The following is a 15,873-nucleotide window of genomic DNA, read 5'->3' as shown; positions in this document are numbered from 1 at the left end:
CGTCACACCCCCAGCCGCAGGCGCCGCATTCTGCGGATCCTCATCTCGGCACTGGCGACCGCCGCTTCCAGCTGAGGCCGCAGCAGTGCCTGCTCCTCGGAGCGGGCCACCAAGAACTCGACCGTCAGGCCAGCTGGCACATCCTCGGCGTGGGAGACGGCCAGGTACGCGGTGCAGACATCGTCCACGGCAGGCGCCGCCTCCGCCACGTACTTGCGGAGCAGCCCCGCGACCGTGCGCAGTCTGGCCTGGATATCTCCGGTGCACTGGTCGACACCCCGCTCGACCTCCTTGATCAGTACCCGCAGTTCGTTGAGCTGCAGGACCGTCGCAGCACGCTTGAACTCCTTCGAGCCGGTGCCACAGCGCGTCCACGAGGTCGTCACGCACCCCCTCGTCGTCGCCCGGGAACGTCCCGAACTCGCCAGGAACACGGCGCTGAGCAGTTGGTCCACGGCGAGGTCGCCACGATCCCGGCTTTTGCGAACGATCCAGGTCCGGCATGCACAGCCGCAGACAGCGGCGGAGGAAGGCCCGGGGGACTCCCGTTCGCCGTTGGAGATGATCACCGCGATCGGAAAGGCACGGCACTTGACGATTCCGTCGACGATCTCCACGTTCCGGCCCGGATCGTCGGTCATGGCCGGCACCCGGGGGTGCAGCCGCCAAGTCCGCACCAGCTCGCGGACCAGGAGCTGGCCCTCCTCGAAGACGCTCAACAAGTCGTTCGCCAGATCCTGGTCGCTCTTGTCCAGTTCATCCACGAGGGGCAACCGCGGCAGTCGTGGGGCAGCAACGCCGTTGCCAGCAGGCCGAGTGGGAGGTGGTCGGCGATTCCGGGCAGACCCTCCGGTACCGCCGGACCGTCGCCGGACGCCACGTCCGCCCGGTGCAGGGTCCGTAAGGCCGCCGAGTCCTGGACCCGGCCGATCGCGTCGTACTTGTACAGCCCCGACCGCAGGGGGGGCGGCTGGTGAGGTGCCAGCGAAGCACCCTGCCCAGTTTGAGCTCCCCGGCTGGTCCGGAACGCATGGGAGGACTCTCCGGTACTGAGCCCTGCCCGTCACCAGCAAGGGCCGGCGCAGCATCAGGGCGGAGGAATCCGCGGTCTATCTCTGCCCGCCTGGAAGACGGTACTGGTCATCCCAGAGCAATGCCGCGTGGCGACCGAGCGTGGAGGGGTACCCCCAGCGACATCCCCGGCCGGGGCTCAACGTGCAACGAGCTGACTGCGTCAGGCAGTCGGTCTATGTCCTTGGCCGAAGTTCTCGGCGTTGTCGAACATCAACAGCCAGTCGCTGTACGGATCGCCCCAGCTCAGGGCGGCGAGGACGGCGGGCACGGTGGTCAACTCGGACCCCGTCTGCAGGCCCGCCTGCTCGCCCATCTCGATAGGCCACTGGACGATCTGGCTCTCCTGCTTGGAGGGGATCCACCAGGTGAGGTCGTACTCGCAGCTATGCCAGTAGTCGTATTCGATGGCGATCTGCGTCTTGCCGACGTCGCCCATCCCGTGGAAGGTCTCCGGCGGGACCGGGTGACGTCGGTCGCGATCTATCCCAGCGCCCCTCTCTGGGCTGATCGTGGGAATGCCGCGGCTGATCGAGACCGGGATGTCTGCCTCCCCGCTCTCGCTGCTCGGGGGTGGGGTATGACGCGAGTGGTCGGCGAAGCCTCGATGAGACTCCGTCGTACGGACGGAGAGATCGATGAGGACCTGGTCCGGGGTTGCCGTTCCCGGCTCCGCCGCTGGGGGCAGTGTCGGCCTTAAGCTCCAAGTGCCCAAACCGCCCGCCACATCAGCAAGGGGCAGGAACACACGGTCACGACCGGCTGGGAGATGTCACCCGGTTGCCGCGGGAAGCATGAGGGGGAACGGAATCCATGGCTAACTTCTTCAAGTCCTCTGCACCGGTGTTCAGCGTTGACGTCTACCAGAACGAGTATCTGCCGGACGGCGGTCGCGAGGTCAACGCCATCGTCACGGTCACGGCGACCGGCGGCGGCACCGCCGGAAGCGCCGCCACCGGACCGCACCTGTACGGCACGGGGCCGGGCCAGGACGCAGCGGTCGTCATCATGGTCGACTGTTCCGGGTCGATGGAATATCCGCCGACCAAGATGCGCAACGCGCGGGCCGCCACCATGGCCGCCATCGACACAGTGCGTGACGGTGTCGCCTTCGCCGTGGTCGCGGGCACCCATGTGGCGAAGGAGGTCTTCCCCGGAGGCGGCCAGCTCGCGGTGGCCGACGCCACCACTCGTGTCCAGGCCAAGGCGGCGCTGCGCAAGCTGCGCGCGGGCGGCGGCACCGCGATCGGCACGTGGCTGCGCCTGGCCGATCAGCTGCTGGCCTCAGCCGATGTGCCCATCCGGCACGGCATCCTGCTGACCGACGGGCGCAACGAACATGAGAAGCCGGAAGAGCTGAAGGCCGCCCTGGACGCCTGCGCGGGCCGCTTCACCTGTGACGTGCGTGGAGTGGGCACCGATTGGGAGGTCAAGGAGGTCACCGGGATCGCCTCCGCGCTGCTGGGCAGTGCGGACATCGTCGCCGACCCTTCGGGCCTGGCCGCGGACTTCACGCAGATGATGGAGAACGCGATGGGCAAGGAGGTCGCGGATGTGAGTCTGCGGCTGTGGACGCCGCAGGGCTCCGAGATCCGGTTCATCAAGCAGGTCGCGCCGACCGTCGAGGACCTGACCGAGCGGCGCGCCGAGGCCGGGCCGCGCGCCGGGGACTACCCCACCGGCTCCTGGGGGTTCGAGTCCCGCGACTACCACGTGTGCGTACGGGTACCGGCCGGGGCCATCGGGGAGGAGAGGCTGGCCGCCCGGATCTCGTTGATCCTGCCGCAGCCGGGCGACGAGGCGCCCCAGCCCCTCGCCCAAGGGCTGATACGAGCCGTCTGGACCGACGATACGGCCGCCACGACCTCCATCAATCCGCATGTTGCCCACTACACGGGACAGGCGGAGCTGGCCCAGGCCATCCAGCAGGGGCTCGACGCCCGCAGGGCTGGCGACAACGACGGGGCAACGGCCAAGCTGGGTCTGGCGGTTCAGCTCGCCGGCGCGCTGGGGAACGACGACACCGCGAAGCTGCTGGCCAGGGTGGTGGACGTGGTCGATGCCGCGACGGGTACCGTGCGGCTGAAGGCAAAGGTCACGCACACCGACGAGATGACCCTGGAGACGCGGTCGACTAAGACGGTCCGCGCGGTTCGGCGCGTCCGCGCGCTGGGGAACGACGACACCACGAACCTGCTTGAGCTTCGGGGTGACGGCCCTGACGGGTCGCGGCCAGGTGGCGGTGACGGGTACGGCTGGGAGCCGCGGCTACTGGAAGCGGAGTTGGTCGAGCAGGCGCCTCCCGGGCGGGAGGTGCCACTGCACGTGCGGGTCACTGGGGAGACCGGTGGTTCTGGCGTGGCACTTCGGGCCTTCCGTATCCCGGCAGAGGGAGCGCAGCTTCTCATCACTGTGCACGCTCCCGGTCTGCTGGCGCTGGGAGATCTGCAGAAAGAGCTGGCCGTTCCTCCCGGCCGGGACTCGCACTGGCTGCAATTCGGCCTGCGCACGATGAGACCTGGGCTGCATACCGTGACCGTGCGGGCCTTCCACAAAGGCACCTTCCTCGGCGAACTGCGCGCCCAGGTCTCCGTACAGCCCGACACACCGGCCAGGGATGGCCCGCCGCGCACTGCACCGCTCACCACCCTCGCGTTCGATCCGGGGGAGGTGACCTTGCAGGTCCTCAAAGGTGCAGACGGCGCCTACAGTTTCCAGCTCCTCAGCGAAACCACCTACGCTCCCGAGTCCTTCCGCCTCGCAGCGGGTGACTCCCACGGTGCGAGGGAGCGGATCTACGACGAGCTTCGGCGTACCGCAGCCGCGGCCGGGCAGGACGGAGGCAGAGATCAGCACCAGGCCCGGCGGCGGCTGATCAACCTCGGCGTCCAGTTGTGGGCGACGGCGGTGCCCGACGCCGTGCGCCAGCAGTTCTGGGATGAGGTCGGGCACGTCACCGCTTTGACCGTGCTCGGTGAGCACGATGTCGTACCCTGGGAGCTGCTCTATCCCCTGGACGGCCAGCGGGAGGGCGACGGATTCCTCGCCGAGTGGCTTCCCGTGGTCCGCCGGGTTTTCGGGCAGGACCGGGTACGCGAACTGTCCTTGCCTCGGGCTGCCTTTGTGGTGCCGCCTGGCTCGCCTCCCGAAGCGGAGCGTGAAGTGGTCGCGCTTCGGGCCAGATTGGGTAAGGCCGTGACCGACGGCGGGACCCTGACCCATCGCGCCGCCGTGAGCGACCTCATCGACGAGGGGCTCAACGGGCTGCTGCACTTCGCCTGCCACAACTCTTTCACGAGTGCCGGCTCTCACGTCAGGATGGCGGATGGCCCATTCGATCCGATCGATCTCGCCTACGCCACCCAGTCTGGAGCCCTTCGCACCACCCACCCGCTGGTGTTCTTCAACGCCTGTCGCAGCGCCGGCCAGATCGACTGGTTCTCCACCAGCCTGGGCTGGGCGCCGCAGTTCCTGCAGGCTGGCGCAGGGGCGTTCGTCGGCACCCTGTGGCCGGTGCGGTCCGACTCCGCGCTGCTCTTCGCTGAAACCTTCTACGAACGTCTGGTCACTGAGGGCCAGAGTCTGGGGCAGGCGTCCCTGAACGCACGGCGGGCGATCCGCGATCAAAGCGGGGATCCCACGTGGCTGGCGTACGCCGTATACGGCAGTCCCGCAGCCTGCGCCGCCATCCCTTAGAAGCCCCCAGTGCATCCCGAACAGGAGAGGCATGGACGAGCCGGTCTTCGTCATCCACGGCGTCGGCAACCGGGACCCGCAAGCATTCATCGCTACCGTGGCGGCCCTGCAGGCCGCCGCTGGAGCGACCTTGGTACCGGTCTACTGGGGTGACCTCGGCGCGGATGACCGTTTCATCGACCTCGCGCTTCCTTCCCGCTCCGCCGGGCTGCGGGATACCCCCGAGACCGTTGCCGCTCCGGCCGAGGTGCTGCTGGCCGCCCTGCTCGGTGAAACCGAAGGGCCTGCCCCGGGAGACTTGCCAGCGCCCCTGCGGGACGCGGTCCGCCACGGCTTGGACCCCTCGCAGAACAGCGGACTGCGTGACGGCCTCGACAGTCCGGACACGGACCACGTGCTTGAGACGCTCGCCGAGGAATGGCCGACGACGCGCTGGCTGTCACGGGTCGATGACCCGTCCCTTCTCAGCGAGACGGGAAAGGCCATCGCCCGTGCGGTCGCCTCCACGCTGGAGCCGGATGATTCCTGGGCCGGACTTCGTGGCGCAGCACCCGTTGACGGCACTCTCCGCTCAGCGATCCGGCGTCGGCTCGCGGACCTCGACCGCGTCGCAGGCGCGGCGATGCAGGCGGTCGCTGGCAGGATGAACCACAGCTTGCGCCACCGCCTCGGGCCAAGCGCCACCAGGTTCCTTGGCGATGTACTTGTCTATCAGCGCCATCGCGAGCAGATCCACGCCCGGGTACGGGAACAGATCGCTGCCGTCGATCCCGAACTGGGACGCCGACCGGACCGTCCTGTACGGCTGGTTGCACACAGTCTCGGCGGAGTGATCGCTGTCGACATGGCCACGGCGCAAGAGCCGCTGTGGACTTCGTCGCTGCTTACCTTCGGCTCCCAACCTGCGTACTTCCACCTGTGTGACCCCCGTGGAGGCCAACTCTCGCCCTACACCGGCCACGAACCGGTCACCCTGCCGAAGTCCCTGGCCCGCTGGACCAACCTGTGGCAACCGCTCGACGTGCTCGCCTTCGCTGCCTCCCACGTATTCCGTCTCGCTGACGGCACATCCCCGATCGACCTACCGCTGCCCCACTCCGCCACCGCGGGGCTATGGACGCACTCCGTGTACTGGAACCTGCCGGAACTCGCGTCCGCGATCAGCGATGCGATGCAACCATCGACATCGTGATCCCGAGAAGCAACATCAGGAGAGCGCCGGGATCCCTCTCGACTCTGCGAGTGGCCGCGAAGCGGTATGCCCGTCGTGGTGCAGTGTGCGAACGAAGTCGGGCGGCCGGGTCATCCCCTCGCCGACAGATGAGCCGCCGGCCCACGGCCACGGCCCACAAAGCGCCGTCGGAGTGCGGGGACAAGATCGTGAGACAGAACTGCAGTGTCCCTACTCCATGGCCAAGGCGAGCATCAACAACCTGACTCATTCGCTCGCGATGGAGTTGGGGCCGCGCGGTATCGCTGTCAATGCCGTCACTCCCGGCTGGACATGGACCGATACGAATGCTGCCGTCCGCGAGAACACCGACTTGGTGGCGGCGATCGAGGCGGACACCTCGCTCCGGCGCTTCGGCGAAGCTTCCGAGATTGCGTCCGTGGTGGCCTTCCTGGCTTCCGACGAGGGGCGCTGGATGACCGCCCAGATCATTGAGGCGAGGGAGCGGCTCCGAGCACCGCCGCCCCTCGCCAGTCAGACCGAGGCGTTCTTCTGCCAGACCGTTCGGCGCCGAGCTTCCCCCGACGTTCGGTTGGGCTTACTTGCTGGCGATGCTCCACGTACCGTCGCTGTCCTCGGCGGTGCTGCCGAGGGCGGTCCACTCGGCGTCGTCGAGGCCGAGGGCCGCGCGGAGGTAGGCGGAGATCACGTCGGCGAGGAGGATGACGCGGGCTGGGTCCTCGTCGGTGGTCTCGGCGACGTTTTCGCCGGCGATGCCGCCCATGGTGTGCTCGGCCTCGGCGATGGTGAGCAGGCTCTTGGGCGCCGGGCTGAGGTGGTAGGCGTCGGTGAACCACTCCGGCCCCCGGGTGGAGAGCTGAGACTGGTCCTTGCCGCCCGCGATGACCAGGGCCGAGGTGGCCATGGTGGAGAAGTCCGGCTTCATGAACGGGAGGTTCTCGGCGGCGAACGGGGTGAGGGTGTCACCGGTTCCGGTCGCGGCGATCAGCGCGCCGGCCGACACCGCGGGGTGGGAGAAGTCCTCGCCGGGAACGCCGTCGGCGTCGAGTATGCGGGCACCGAGGATGGCGCCTGCGGTCTGGGCGCCCCAGGAGTGGCCGACCACGGCGGTGCGCTCATGGTCGATGCGGGTCTCCAGGCCGGCCTGGGCCAGGATGTCGCCTAGGTTGTCGAGGATCGCGTGGAGGTCGGCTATCCGAACGCGCCAGATGGTGGCGAAGCGCGGGTCGTCCCAGCCGATGGCGTTGCGGCGGGAGTCCAGGTGGGTGGGCTGCACCACGGCGAATCCGGCGGCGGCCCATCGGTCGACGAGGGGCTCGTACCCGTCCAGGGACCACGCGTTGCCGTGGGAGAAGACGATCAGGGGCAGGTTCTGGCCCGACCGGGGGGCGGTTACCTTCACCTGCAGGTCGGTGCCGCGGCCAGGTGCGGGAACGGGGATGGGCTTGACCGAGACGATCTGGTGGCCGAGGGGGCGGGAAGACATGGGAGACCTGTGCTTTCTCTGCGGAGCGGCTCTGTCATACTTTGACGGAGCGACGTTCCGCCAGTTTAGCGGAACATTGTTCCGCGAGCAAAGGGAGCCATCCGTGCCGGAGTCGGTCGGGGTACGCCAAGCACAGGCGCAGCGCACCCGCAGCGGCGTACTTCAGGCTGCTGCGGCAGTCTTCGTCGAGCAGGGCGTCCAGGCGCCTGTCCGTGACATCGCCGAACGCGCGGGCGTCGGTGTCGGCACGGTCTACCGGAACTTCCCGACCCGCGCGGACCTGGTCACCGCCGTCTATCGGCACCAGATCGACGCCTGCGCCGCTCTCGCGCCCCGGCTCCTTGAGGAGTCCGCCTCGCCGTTCACCGCGCTGACCCTGTGGACGGACGCGTTCGTGGACTTCCTGGTGACCAAGCACGGCCTCGGCGCGGCGCTGGGATCCGGAGATGCGGGACTGGAGAACCTCCACACCCTCATGCTCGACACCCTGGTCCCGGCCTGCGCGACGCTGCTCGACGCCTGCGCCGCCGCCGACGAACTTCGCCCCGATGTCACCGCCTACACGCTCATGCGCGCCATCGGAAACCTCTGCATCACCGGACCCGACTACGATCAGGCCGACGCCAAGCACATGGTCGCCCTCCTCCTCACCGGATGCCGCAACACGGCATGACAACAGGCCGGCGCCCGCGCCGCCCGCACCCGCCACGCCGGTCTCCGTCCACTGCGCAAACTCGCAACGTGGCTACGGCTGAATCCACTGCCCGCCAACTGGCAGCGGCGCCCTGGAGGGCGCCCGCGCGCGTCCCGTCACACCACCGCCCCACCTCGTCCGCGCGCCCGCACATCAACAACCGGGCGAGGTGGCGATGGCTCAAGGCGGGCGGCGACAGGTCAGCGCCGGGCGTCGCCATGGGCCAGCAGACTGGTGAGGCCCGCGATGGCCTCCGGCGTGCCGGGACTTGGCCATCAGCATCAGCTCGGAGGCACCCCGCTCGCCGAGGTGGGTCAGGCCGGAGCGGCGGTACTCGTGCCCGGCCCCGTGTGCGCGGTGTGCTGGTCGAGCAGGGCGCGGGGTTGGCCGCAGGAGAGGCGAGCCGTGTTCGGGTTGGCGAGCGAGTCGAGGAAGGCGTCGGCCGCCGTGCGGACCGTCAGCGCCCTCCCGGTCGACGTGGCCGGCGCCGCCGATGCGCTTGAGGGTGAAGGGGCCCTTGATGAAATCGCGGCCGGTGATCACCTGCACGGGGCCAGGGCTCGACGCCCGTTCCGGCCGTTACAGCATAGCACGCAAAATATGACAATATTGCCTATATGCGGCACAAGCGTCACGATACGTGGTTGCCGGAGCTGACGGGCCACGGGCCCCGCTCCTGCCGGCCGGCAGCCTGTCGGGGCCGACGCCGTTGGCAGGAGGCTGCGCCCGAGGGGAACAGGGTGGACGCAGTTGCTGATGTCCTGCTGCTGCGGGTGAAGGGCCTCGCCCAGGTACCGGGATCACCGCCCTCACCTCGATTGCCTCCGGGACGGCGCTCCGCCGTCGCCCGCATCCCTGACCAGGCCGGGGAGCGTGTCCGCGCGGCGGTGCACGCGGACCGGCGGGCCGGGGCCAGCCGGGCTCAGACCGGCGCGGGCCCGGATATCAGCGCCGAGTCTGCCCGCGCCCGCTTCGCACGCACCCGCTGCGCGGCCCGGTCCGGCCAGGGAGGGCGGTAAGCCATGCGCCGGCCCACTGCTCCCGGCCCTCTCGCGGGGCCCGGCACGACCTTGCCGGATTCGGTCCTGGCCGACGTGATGCGCGACACCGGCGCCGCCGTGGGGCTGCTTTACCTGCTGCCGCCGACCGAGCGGGTCCTGCGGCTGACCTTGGCGGGCGGCGTGCCGGGGCAGATCGTCGCCCCCTGGGCGCGTATCCCCCTGGACGCCGCCATCCCGGTGGCGGACGCGGTACGGGAACGCTCCATGGTCTGGCTGGGCAGCCAGGAGGACATCGCCCGCCGCTCCCCCCGGGTCGGCATCGTCCTGCCCTACGACTTCGTGCTCGCCGCGGCCCCGATCACCAGCAACGGCACCGTGTGGGGCAGCATCGGGCTGCTATGGCCCGCCGGGCACCCGCCGCAGCTCAGCACAGCCGAGAAGAATTCGATCAACACCTGCTGCCGCCGTGCGGCAGCGATCCTGCACCGGGCCGCCGACAGCGGCCACCCGCTCAAGCCCCCGGACGAGCCCCGCCTGCTCCCGCCGCCGCACCCGCGTGAAGCCGACCCTGCACAGGCCGCAGCCGCCCTGGACTTCACCGCGCGCCTGCCCGTGGGCTGCTGCGCCCTGGACCTGGACGGCCGGGTCACCTTCATCAACGCCGCCGGCACCGACCTGGTCGGCGCCCTTACGGATTCCCTGCTCGGCAAGCGCCCCTGGGAAGTGCTCCCGTGGCTGCGCGATCCGATATTCGAAGACCGCTACCGAGCCGCGGTGGTCAGCCGCCAGCCCACCTCCTTCACCGCCCGCCGCCCGCCCGACACCTGGCTGCTCTTCCAGCTCTACCCCAACGCCAGCGGCATCAGCGTCCACATCACCCCCGCGCAGGCGCACCCGGCCGCCACCACACCACCGCTGCCGCAGCCCGCGGAGCCCATCGGCGCGACAGCGCTGTACCACCTGACCCATCTGGCCACCGCACTCGCCGAGGCCGCCGGCGTACGGGACGTGGTGGACCTGGCCGCCGACCAGATCGTGCCCGCCTTCGGCCCCAAGGCCCTGGCCCTGCTGACCGTGGAAGACGGACGCCTGCACATCACGGGCTACCGCAGCTACAGCCCCGAGCTGATGGCCCGCTTCGATGCCGCCCCCCTGACCTCGCGCACCCCGGCCGTCCATGCCGTCAACACCGGCAGGCCCGCCTTCTTCCCCACATTCGCCGACCTCAAGAGGGCCTACCCGCCAGCCGTCCACCAGGACGACATGGCCTCCTGGGCCTTCCTCCCGCTGATCGTCTCGGGCCGCCCGGTCGGCTCCCTCGTCCTCGCCTACGACCGACCCCGCACCTTCCCGCCCGCCGAACGAGCCCTGCTGACGTCACTGGCCGGACTGATCGCCCAGGCCCTCGACCGCGCCCGCCTCTACGACGCCAAACAGGCCCTCGCCCACGGCCTGCAGACCTCCCTGCTGCCCCGCACGCTCCCGTACATCCCCGGCCTGGAAGCAGCCGCCCGCTACCAGCCCGCCAGCCACGGCATCGACATCGGCGGCGACTTCCACGACCTCATCCCCTGCGCCCACGCAACCGCCGCCGCAGCCATCGGCGACGTCCAAGGACACGACCCCACAGCCGCCGCCCTCATGGGCCAGATCCGCACCGCCGTACGCACCCACGCCGAAACCGGCTCCTCACCCGGCGACATCCTCGCCCGCACCAACCGCCTCCTGTGCGAACTCGACCCCGGCCTGTTCGCCAGCTGCCTCATCGGCCGCCTCCTCCCCTCCCACCGCCGCATACAACTGGCCACCGCCGGCCACCCCCCAGCCCTGCTCCGCCACCCCGACGGCCACACCGACATCCTCCACCTGCCCCCCGGCCTGCTCCTGGGCATCGACCCAGACGCCGACTACCCCGCCACCGACATCCAGCTCCCACCCGGATCCGTCCTCGCCCTCTACACCGACGGACTCGTCGAAACACCCGGCACCGACATCGACGACGCGACCGCAGCCCTCGCCGCCCACCTGGCACAAGCACAGGACGAGAACCTGGAAAACCTCGCCGACACACTCCTCGACCACGCCGAGCGATTCACGCCCCACAACGACGACATCGCCCTGCTCCTCCTCCGCCCACACGAGTAACCCCGCAACGCGGGGCCGCACGCGAAGACCAATCCGGGGCGACCGACGGGGCGGCTCCCGTCCCTTGGCACCGAGTTGACGGAACGCCCATCCGGCGGGCCACTGGCCCCGCCGTCGACGACACGCCAGCATGCCCGCCCAGACCAAGGACGGGACAGACAACGTCGTGGCGCTGTGTGACTTATGCCGGACGCGCAGGGGGAGGCCGCGTGACCCCGGCCCCACACCGTACGAAGCGCACCGCCACCAAGGCGAGCCCGTCGAGAGACTCCCGGCCAGAACCGGCGATGGATCCACAGCTCGGGACCACGACCAATCCGGCAATACCTTCGGACCACCCCAACCGAGGCCGTGCTCGACGTCGAAGCGTCGCAGGAAGGACTGCCAGCAGCGCTCGACGTCCGCGCTCCAGACGGACGGCATCCAGCAGCGCAGTCCAGGAGGTGCGGCCGGCCTTTAGCGCGACCACGATGGAGTACTGCCAGCCCGGGATCATCTGGTGCCTGGCATCCCCGCGTCCGTACGTGTGGCAGAACGAGCGGTCCGGGCAGGTCGCTGCGTCCGGCCGCAGCCACGGCGAGACGTCGACCGCCAGGACCAGACGGCCGTCCGCGGCCTTCGGCAGCGGCGTTGCGGCGAACTTCTGCCGGAGCTGGTCGACGTCCAGGCGGCCCTTGTTCAAGCCGCCGTACAAGGCGCCGTGGCCCCGGCGGTGTTCCGGGGCGAGCGCCAGGTCGACCAGCGTCTTGACCTGCCCGTCCGTACACAGCAGAGCCAACTAAACGACCTTGCAAACCGCCGCCTCTGCGGCCGAGACAGCCGCTCCTGCGACCCGGTCCCGGGACGCCGGTACGAGCTGCTGAAGTACTTCGCGGTCTTCATCGACTTCCTGAAGCGAGGCAGGCCCCGCAGCCGGGCTGTGGGGCCCACGTTCCAGCAGGGTTCGCACCCGCGCGTGCGGGCGTCACAGACGAGCCCTGTGGTGGGCCTCGGCATGGTCGGCCCATACCCGCGTGTCCGGGCATCTGCGGTGCAGACCGAGATCCAGACTACGTCAGGGAGTTCGTGTCGGCGTCTTCCTGGAGGTGGGAGAGAGAGCGAACGCGAGTTGCAGCGGGCTGGGCAGCGGGCCGAGAGGGATGGTCTCCAGACTCCCGGGGCAGGATACGAGGGATCCCAGGCAGGCGCGGTGGCGGCGTAATCAGACTCGGCCTGTGGTGTTGGGGTCCGTGGATATGTGACGCCCAGAGCGCGGGCATTCGGCAAGGGGTAAAGGTCGTCTCGTAGCAGTTGCCGGTCCAGCACTTCAGCAGGTCTTGGAGGGTGTCCAGGACCTGGTAGAGGGTCAGGCCGGTGTGCGGGCTTTGGGGTTGAGCCGCCTGAGGGTGAGGAATGCCTGGGCGGCGGTGACGAGGGTGACGTGGTGGTGCCAGCCGCGCCAGGTGCGGCCCTCGAAGTGGTCCAGGCCCAGGCAGTGTTTGAGTTCGCGGCAGTCGTGCTCGATCCGCCAGCGCATCTTCGCCCACCGCACCAGGTCAGCTACCGGCGTGGTGGCGGGCAGGTCCGATATCCAGTAGCCGGTCGGACCCTCCTGTCCGTCCGGCCATTCGACCAGGAGGGTCCGGGCGGGCAGGACACCGTCCCACCGGTTGCGGCCGCCGCCGGCTTCCTGGGCTGCGGCCAGGGGCTGTTTGCCCGCGGGCCGCACGGTCAGGACTGCGAACCGTGAGGTCATCGCGCCCTTGCTGCCCTGGCGCCAGGTCACCTCGGTGAACCGGGCCGCGTCGGCTTCTGCCGTGAGGACGGACACGGCTCGCGGCGGGGTGCGGCAGCGAGGCAGCGCTGGTGGCCCCAGTCCGCCGTAAGCGGGCCGGGATGGTTCGGCATCCTCCAGGTGGGCGACTTCCTTCCCGGTCAGGGCCAGGACGTAGGACAGGCCCCGCTCCTCAAGACCGAGCCGGAACGGGGTGCTGACGCCGTAGCCGGCATAGGGGACCACGACCGGCGCCTTCAACTGCCACTGGGCGAGTGTGTCCAGAAGGCCCAGCGCCAGGCGCCACTTCTCCCGGTGGACGATGTCGTCCGGCACACCGGCCTTGTGACACCGGTCCGGCGCATCCGTCCAAAGGGAGCATCTCGCCCTGCTGGATGAGGCGTTGGCCGGCTGGGAGGCCGACGGCACGGCGGTGAGGTGCACCATCGATGGCACCGCAGGTGGGGCAGGACATCGTTGGCGCTCACCTGGGGTCGCCGGACGCGCGACCGTTTCCCCGGCGCGCAGCTCTACCTGGACCTGCACGGTTACGGCGGTCGTTGGGACAGCGAACTGAGCTGGCCTGAGCCGGCTGTCGGCGGCTGGGCGGTTCCGCGGTATCGAACCGTTCCGAATGTCACGGGAGCCCGCACGGCCCAGGTGTCACGGCTGCTCGCCCAGAGATTCTGGTGGGCGCCGAGGCAACCGAAAGGGCTTCGGCGACCACCGGTAAGGGAGCAGAGGTTTTCGCGACCAGGATCCGAATTTTTTCGCTCGAGAGGCGGAGCCAGATCATGGAACAGACAGCCAGCGCCAGCGGCCGCCCCACCCGTCGGCGGGGGACACTGGTCGCCCTGGGCCTCACCACGGCATGCGGGGCCGCGTTCGGGATCTACGGGGCGTCGGCCGCCACCGCCCAGACCACGCTCACGGTGGCGGCCGACGGCAGCGGCGACTACACCACCGTGCAGGCGGCCGTTGACGCGGTACCCAGCGACAACAGCGGCGAGGTCACCATCGAGATCGCGCCGGGTGAGTACCGGGAGCAGGTGACCGTCCCGGACGACAAGCCGTACGTCACCTTCGTCGGCACCGGCGAGTCGGAGGACGAAGTGACGATCGTCGAGGGGAGGAACGCCGGCGACTGGGGCACCGTGGGCAGCGCGACCCTCGTCGTCCAGGGTCACGACTTCACCGCCGACAACCTGACGTTCGCCAACGACTTCGACGAGAACTCCTCCGACACCGGCGACCAGGCCCTGGCCGCCTACCTCGACTCCGACCGCATCCTCCTGGACGACGTGCGGCTCCTGGGCGACCAGGACACCGTCCAGGTCCACGACGGCGCCCGCGCCTACGTCAGCGACTCGTACATCGAGGGCACCGTCGACTTCATCTACGGCGGCGGCACCGCCGTCTTCCACCGTTGCGCGATCTACGAGAAGCGGGACACCGGCGGCCCGATCACCGCGGCGAGCACCCCGGCGGAGCAGCGGTACGGCTTCCTGTTCTTCCAGTCGAAGATCAACGGAGCCACGGACGGCACCACGCAGCTCGGCCGCCCGTGGCGGCAGGACGCGCAGGTCCTGTACCGCGAGTCGGAGCTGTCCGCGACGATCGCGGCCGACCAGCCGTGGACCGACATGTCGGACGCGACGTGGCAGAAGGCGCGCTTCTTCGAGTACGCCAACACGGGCGACGGCGCCGGCGTCAACGACAACCGGCCGCACTTGTCAGACGAGGAGGCCACGGCGTACACCCCGGAGGCGTACCTCGCCGGCGACGACGGCTGGAACCCGGTTAGCTGACACCGGCCCCACACCCACCGTGGATCGGCTCCGCCTCGCCACGGTCCTGGTCTCGGGCGCGGGTTCCGGGGTCTGGTGTGGAACCGGTGGGCGGGCCGGCGGCGGGGTCGACCGGACAGCCGAGGCCCGCGAGGGCCTTGGACCGTCCGCCGCCAGACCACCCCTGCCCCAGGCGGACTGCTCGACAAAAGCACCGAAGGAAAGCTGGCCCGCCGCGTCCCGCTGATCGAGGGGGTGCGGCCGATGGTGGCTCAGCCCCTCCTGACCGCTGGCCCCGACCCCGATGCCCGGCTGTTCACCGGGCTGCGGGGCGGCCGGATCAGCACCGCCGTGCTGCGGGACGCCATCCACTGGGACGACGTGGTCACCAGGCTCGGCTACGAGCATCTCCGCCGGCATGGCCTCCGCCACACCGGCCTGACATGGATGGCCGACGCCAGCGTCCCCCTGCACGTACTGCGGATCATTGCCGGGCACGGCTCACTGATGACCAACCAGCCCTCCCTGCACCCCGGCCTCCAGGCCCTGACGCGGGCGGGACAGTCGCTCAGCGCCCACCTGTCGGGCGCGCCGACCCCCTCGAAGGCGCTCACGGCCACACTCCGCGCCTTGTGGGAACCACACAATCCCCGAGATAACGTTCTGATCAGGGGTTTTCCAAGATCCGTGGCCCCCAAAGTGTCCCCGGAGGTCTGACACAGTGCCAGATTGACGGCGGGTCAGCGAATCGCAAAAGGCCCTCTGACGCGTAAATAGGAGCAGGTCAGGATGGGTGTGGGCAGGGCCGGATGCCCGGTGGCTGTGATAGGCCAGCGGGTGTCTGGTGCTGCTGATCAGGCTGTGCTCTCCCTCGGGTTGAGGGTGACGGTGTAGCCGAGCTGGTTGAGCTGGGTGATCGCTCGGCGGGTGGCGCGTTCGGGGTCGCGGCGGGTGAAGTAGGTGCCGCCGAGTTCGTGGTAGGCGGTGTTGTCGGTGAGCATGTGCCAGATCGCGGTGGTGATCGAGTGCTCGACTGCGACCAGGGCCC

Annotated in this window: 11 protein-coding genes and 4 pseudogenes; 8 read left to right on the top strand and 7 right to left on the bottom strand. The window is 69.7% G+C overall.

Annotation, left to right across the window (positions count from 1 at the left end; genetic code table 11):
- Positions 1 to 2: 2 nt before the first annotated feature.
- Both B124_RS32970 and B124_RS32965 read right to left on the bottom strand, forming a co-directional pair.
- Positions 3 to 764 carry a hypothetical protein gene (locus B124_RS32970; RefSeq protein ID WP_496506693.1) on the bottom strand — a complete coding sequence of 254 codons (762 nt, stop codon included), beginning with the start codon at positions 762 to 764 and terminating at the stop codon, positions 3 to 5.
- Between the two features lie 470 nt (positions 765 to 1,234).
- Positions 1,235 to 1,510 (bottom strand): hypothetical protein, encoded by a 276-nt coding sequence (locus B124_RS32965; RefSeq protein WP_496506692.1) that lies wholly within the window; start codon positions 1,508 to 1,510, stop codon positions 1,235 to 1,237.
- A 374-nt stretch (positions 1,511 to 1,884) separates the two neighbouring features.
- Here B124_RS32965 and B124_RS32960 point away from each other — a divergent pair.
- The 4 genes and pseudogenes from B124_RS32960 to B124_RS32945 form a co-directional block, all read left to right on the top strand.
- Positions 1,885 to 3,219, top strand: a pseudogene (locus B124_RS32960) (vWA domain-containing protein); the annotation flags it as partial.
- Between the two features lie 363 nt (positions 3,220 to 3,582).
- Positions 3,583 to 4,767 carry a CHAT domain-containing protein gene (locus tag B124_RS32955; RefSeq protein ID WP_496506705.1) on the top strand — a complete coding sequence of 395 codons (1,185 nt, stop codon included), beginning with the start codon at positions 3,583 to 3,585 and terminating at the stop codon, positions 4,765 to 4,767.
- A 31-nt stretch (positions 4,768 to 4,798) separates the two neighbouring features.
- Positions 4,799 to 5,959: a hypothetical protein gene (locus B124_RS32950; protein WP_496506691.1), complete on the top strand. Its 1,161-nt coding sequence runs from the start codon at positions 4,799 to 4,801 to the stop codon at positions 5,957 to 5,959.
- Positions 5,934 to 6,371, top strand: a pseudogene (locus tag B124_RS32945) (SDR family NAD(P)-dependent oxidoreductase); the annotation flags it as partial. The gene B124_RS32950 and the pseudogene B124_RS32945, both read left to right, overlap by 26 nt.
- 165 nt (positions 6,372 to 6,536) lie before the next feature.
- On the opposite strand, the gene B124_RS32940 reads toward B124_RS32945, so the two are convergent.
- On the bottom strand, positions 6,537 to 7,445 hold the full coding sequence (locus B124_RS32940) for an alpha/beta hydrolase family protein (RefSeq protein ID WP_496506690.1): 909 nt from the start codon (positions 7,443 to 7,445) through the stop codon (positions 6,537 to 6,539).
- A 103-nt stretch (positions 7,446 to 7,548) separates the two neighbouring features.
- Between B124_RS32940 and B124_RS32935 the strand changes: the two genes are divergently transcribed.
- Positions 7,549 to 8,118: a TetR/AcrR family transcriptional regulator gene (locus B124_RS32935; RefSeq protein ID WP_496506689.1), complete on the top strand. Its 570-nt coding sequence runs from the start codon at positions 7,549 to 7,551 to the stop codon at positions 8,116 to 8,118.
- A 221-nt stretch (positions 8,119 to 8,339) separates the two neighbouring features.
- Here B124_RS32935 and B124_RS32930 read toward each other — a convergent pair.
- A pseudogene (locus B124_RS32930) lies at positions 8,340 to 8,675 on the bottom strand (hypothetical protein); the annotation flags it as partial.
- Positions 8,676 to 9,209: 534 nt separating this feature from the next.
- On the opposite strand from B124_RS32930, the gene B124_RS32925 reads away from it, so the two are divergent.
- Positions 9,210 to 11,285: a SpoIIE family protein phosphatase gene (locus tag B124_RS32925; protein WP_496506688.1), complete on the top strand. Its 2,076-nt coding sequence runs from the start codon at positions 9,210 to 9,212 to the stop codon at positions 11,283 to 11,285.
- A 181-nt stretch (positions 11,286 to 11,466) separates the two neighbouring features.
- On the opposite strand, the gene B124_RS32920 is transcribed toward B124_RS32925, so the two are convergent.
- On the bottom strand, positions 11,467 to 12,063 hold the full coding sequence (locus tag B124_RS32920; RefSeq protein ID WP_496506687.1) for a transposase: 597 nt from the start codon (positions 12,061 to 12,063) through the stop codon (positions 11,467 to 11,469).
- A 567-nt stretch (positions 12,064 to 12,630) separates the two neighbouring features.
- Positions 12,631 to 13,485: an IS701 family transposase gene (locus B124_RS32915; RefSeq protein ID WP_496506686.1), complete on the bottom strand. Its 855-nt coding sequence runs from the start codon at positions 13,483 to 13,485 to the stop codon at positions 12,631 to 12,633.
- A 347-nt stretch (positions 13,486 to 13,832) separates the two neighbouring features.
- Here B124_RS32915 and B124_RS32910 point away from each other — a divergent pair, with 347 nt between their 5' ends.
- Positions 13,833 to 14,846, top strand: a complete 1,014-nt coding sequence (locus B124_RS32910) for a pectinesterase family protein (RefSeq protein ID WP_496506685.1) — start codon at positions 13,833 to 13,835, stop codon at positions 14,844 to 14,846.
- 243 nt (positions 14,847 to 15,089) lie between these two features.
- Positions 15,090 to 15,542 carry a tyrosine-type recombinase/integrase gene (locus B124_RS32905; protein ID WP_496506684.1) on the top strand — a complete coding sequence of 151 codons (453 nt, stop codon included), beginning with the start codon at positions 15,090 to 15,092 and terminating at the stop codon, positions 15,540 to 15,542.
- Positions 15,543 to 15,679: 137 nt separating this feature from the next.
- Here the strand turns inward: B124_RS32905 and B124_RS32900 are convergent.
- A pseudogene (locus B124_RS32900) lies at positions 15,680 to 15,873 on the bottom strand (IS110 family transposase); the annotation flags it as partial.

It is taken from the genome of Streptomyces sp. CNP082, from assembly GCF_059570535.1.
The sequence above is the reverse complement of the archived record's forward strand: the minus strand, read 5'-3'. Positions and strand labels throughout refer to the sequence as shown.

Coding starts and splice junctions, on each gene's coding strand:
- B124_RS32965 (WP_496506692.1), bottom strand. CDS start 1,510: ATGGGCGACGTCGGCAAGACGCAGATCGCCATCGAATACGACTACTGG.
- B124_RS32955 (WP_496506705.1), top strand. CDS start 3,583: ATGAGACCTGGGCTGCATACCGTGACCGTGCGGGCCTTCCACAAAGGC.
- B124_RS32950 (WP_496506691.1), top strand. CDS start 4,799: ATGGACGAGCCGGTCTTCGTCATCCACGGCGTCGGCAACCGGGACCCG.
- B124_RS32940 (WP_496506690.1), bottom strand. CDS start 7,445: ATGTCTTCCCGCCCCCTCGGCCACCAGATCGTCTCGGTCAAGCCCATC.
- B124_RS32915 (WP_496506686.1), bottom strand. CDS start 13,485: ATGGTGCACCTCACCGCCGTGCCGTCGGCCTCCCAGCCGGCCAACGCC.
- B124_RS32910 (WP_496506685.1), top strand. CDS start 13,833: ATGGAACAGACAGCCAGCGCCAGCGGCCGCCCCACCCGTCGGCGGGGG.
- B124_RS32905 (WP_496506684.1), top strand. CDS start 15,090: ATGGTGGCTCAGCCCCTCCTGACCGCTGGCCCCGACCCCGATGCCCGG.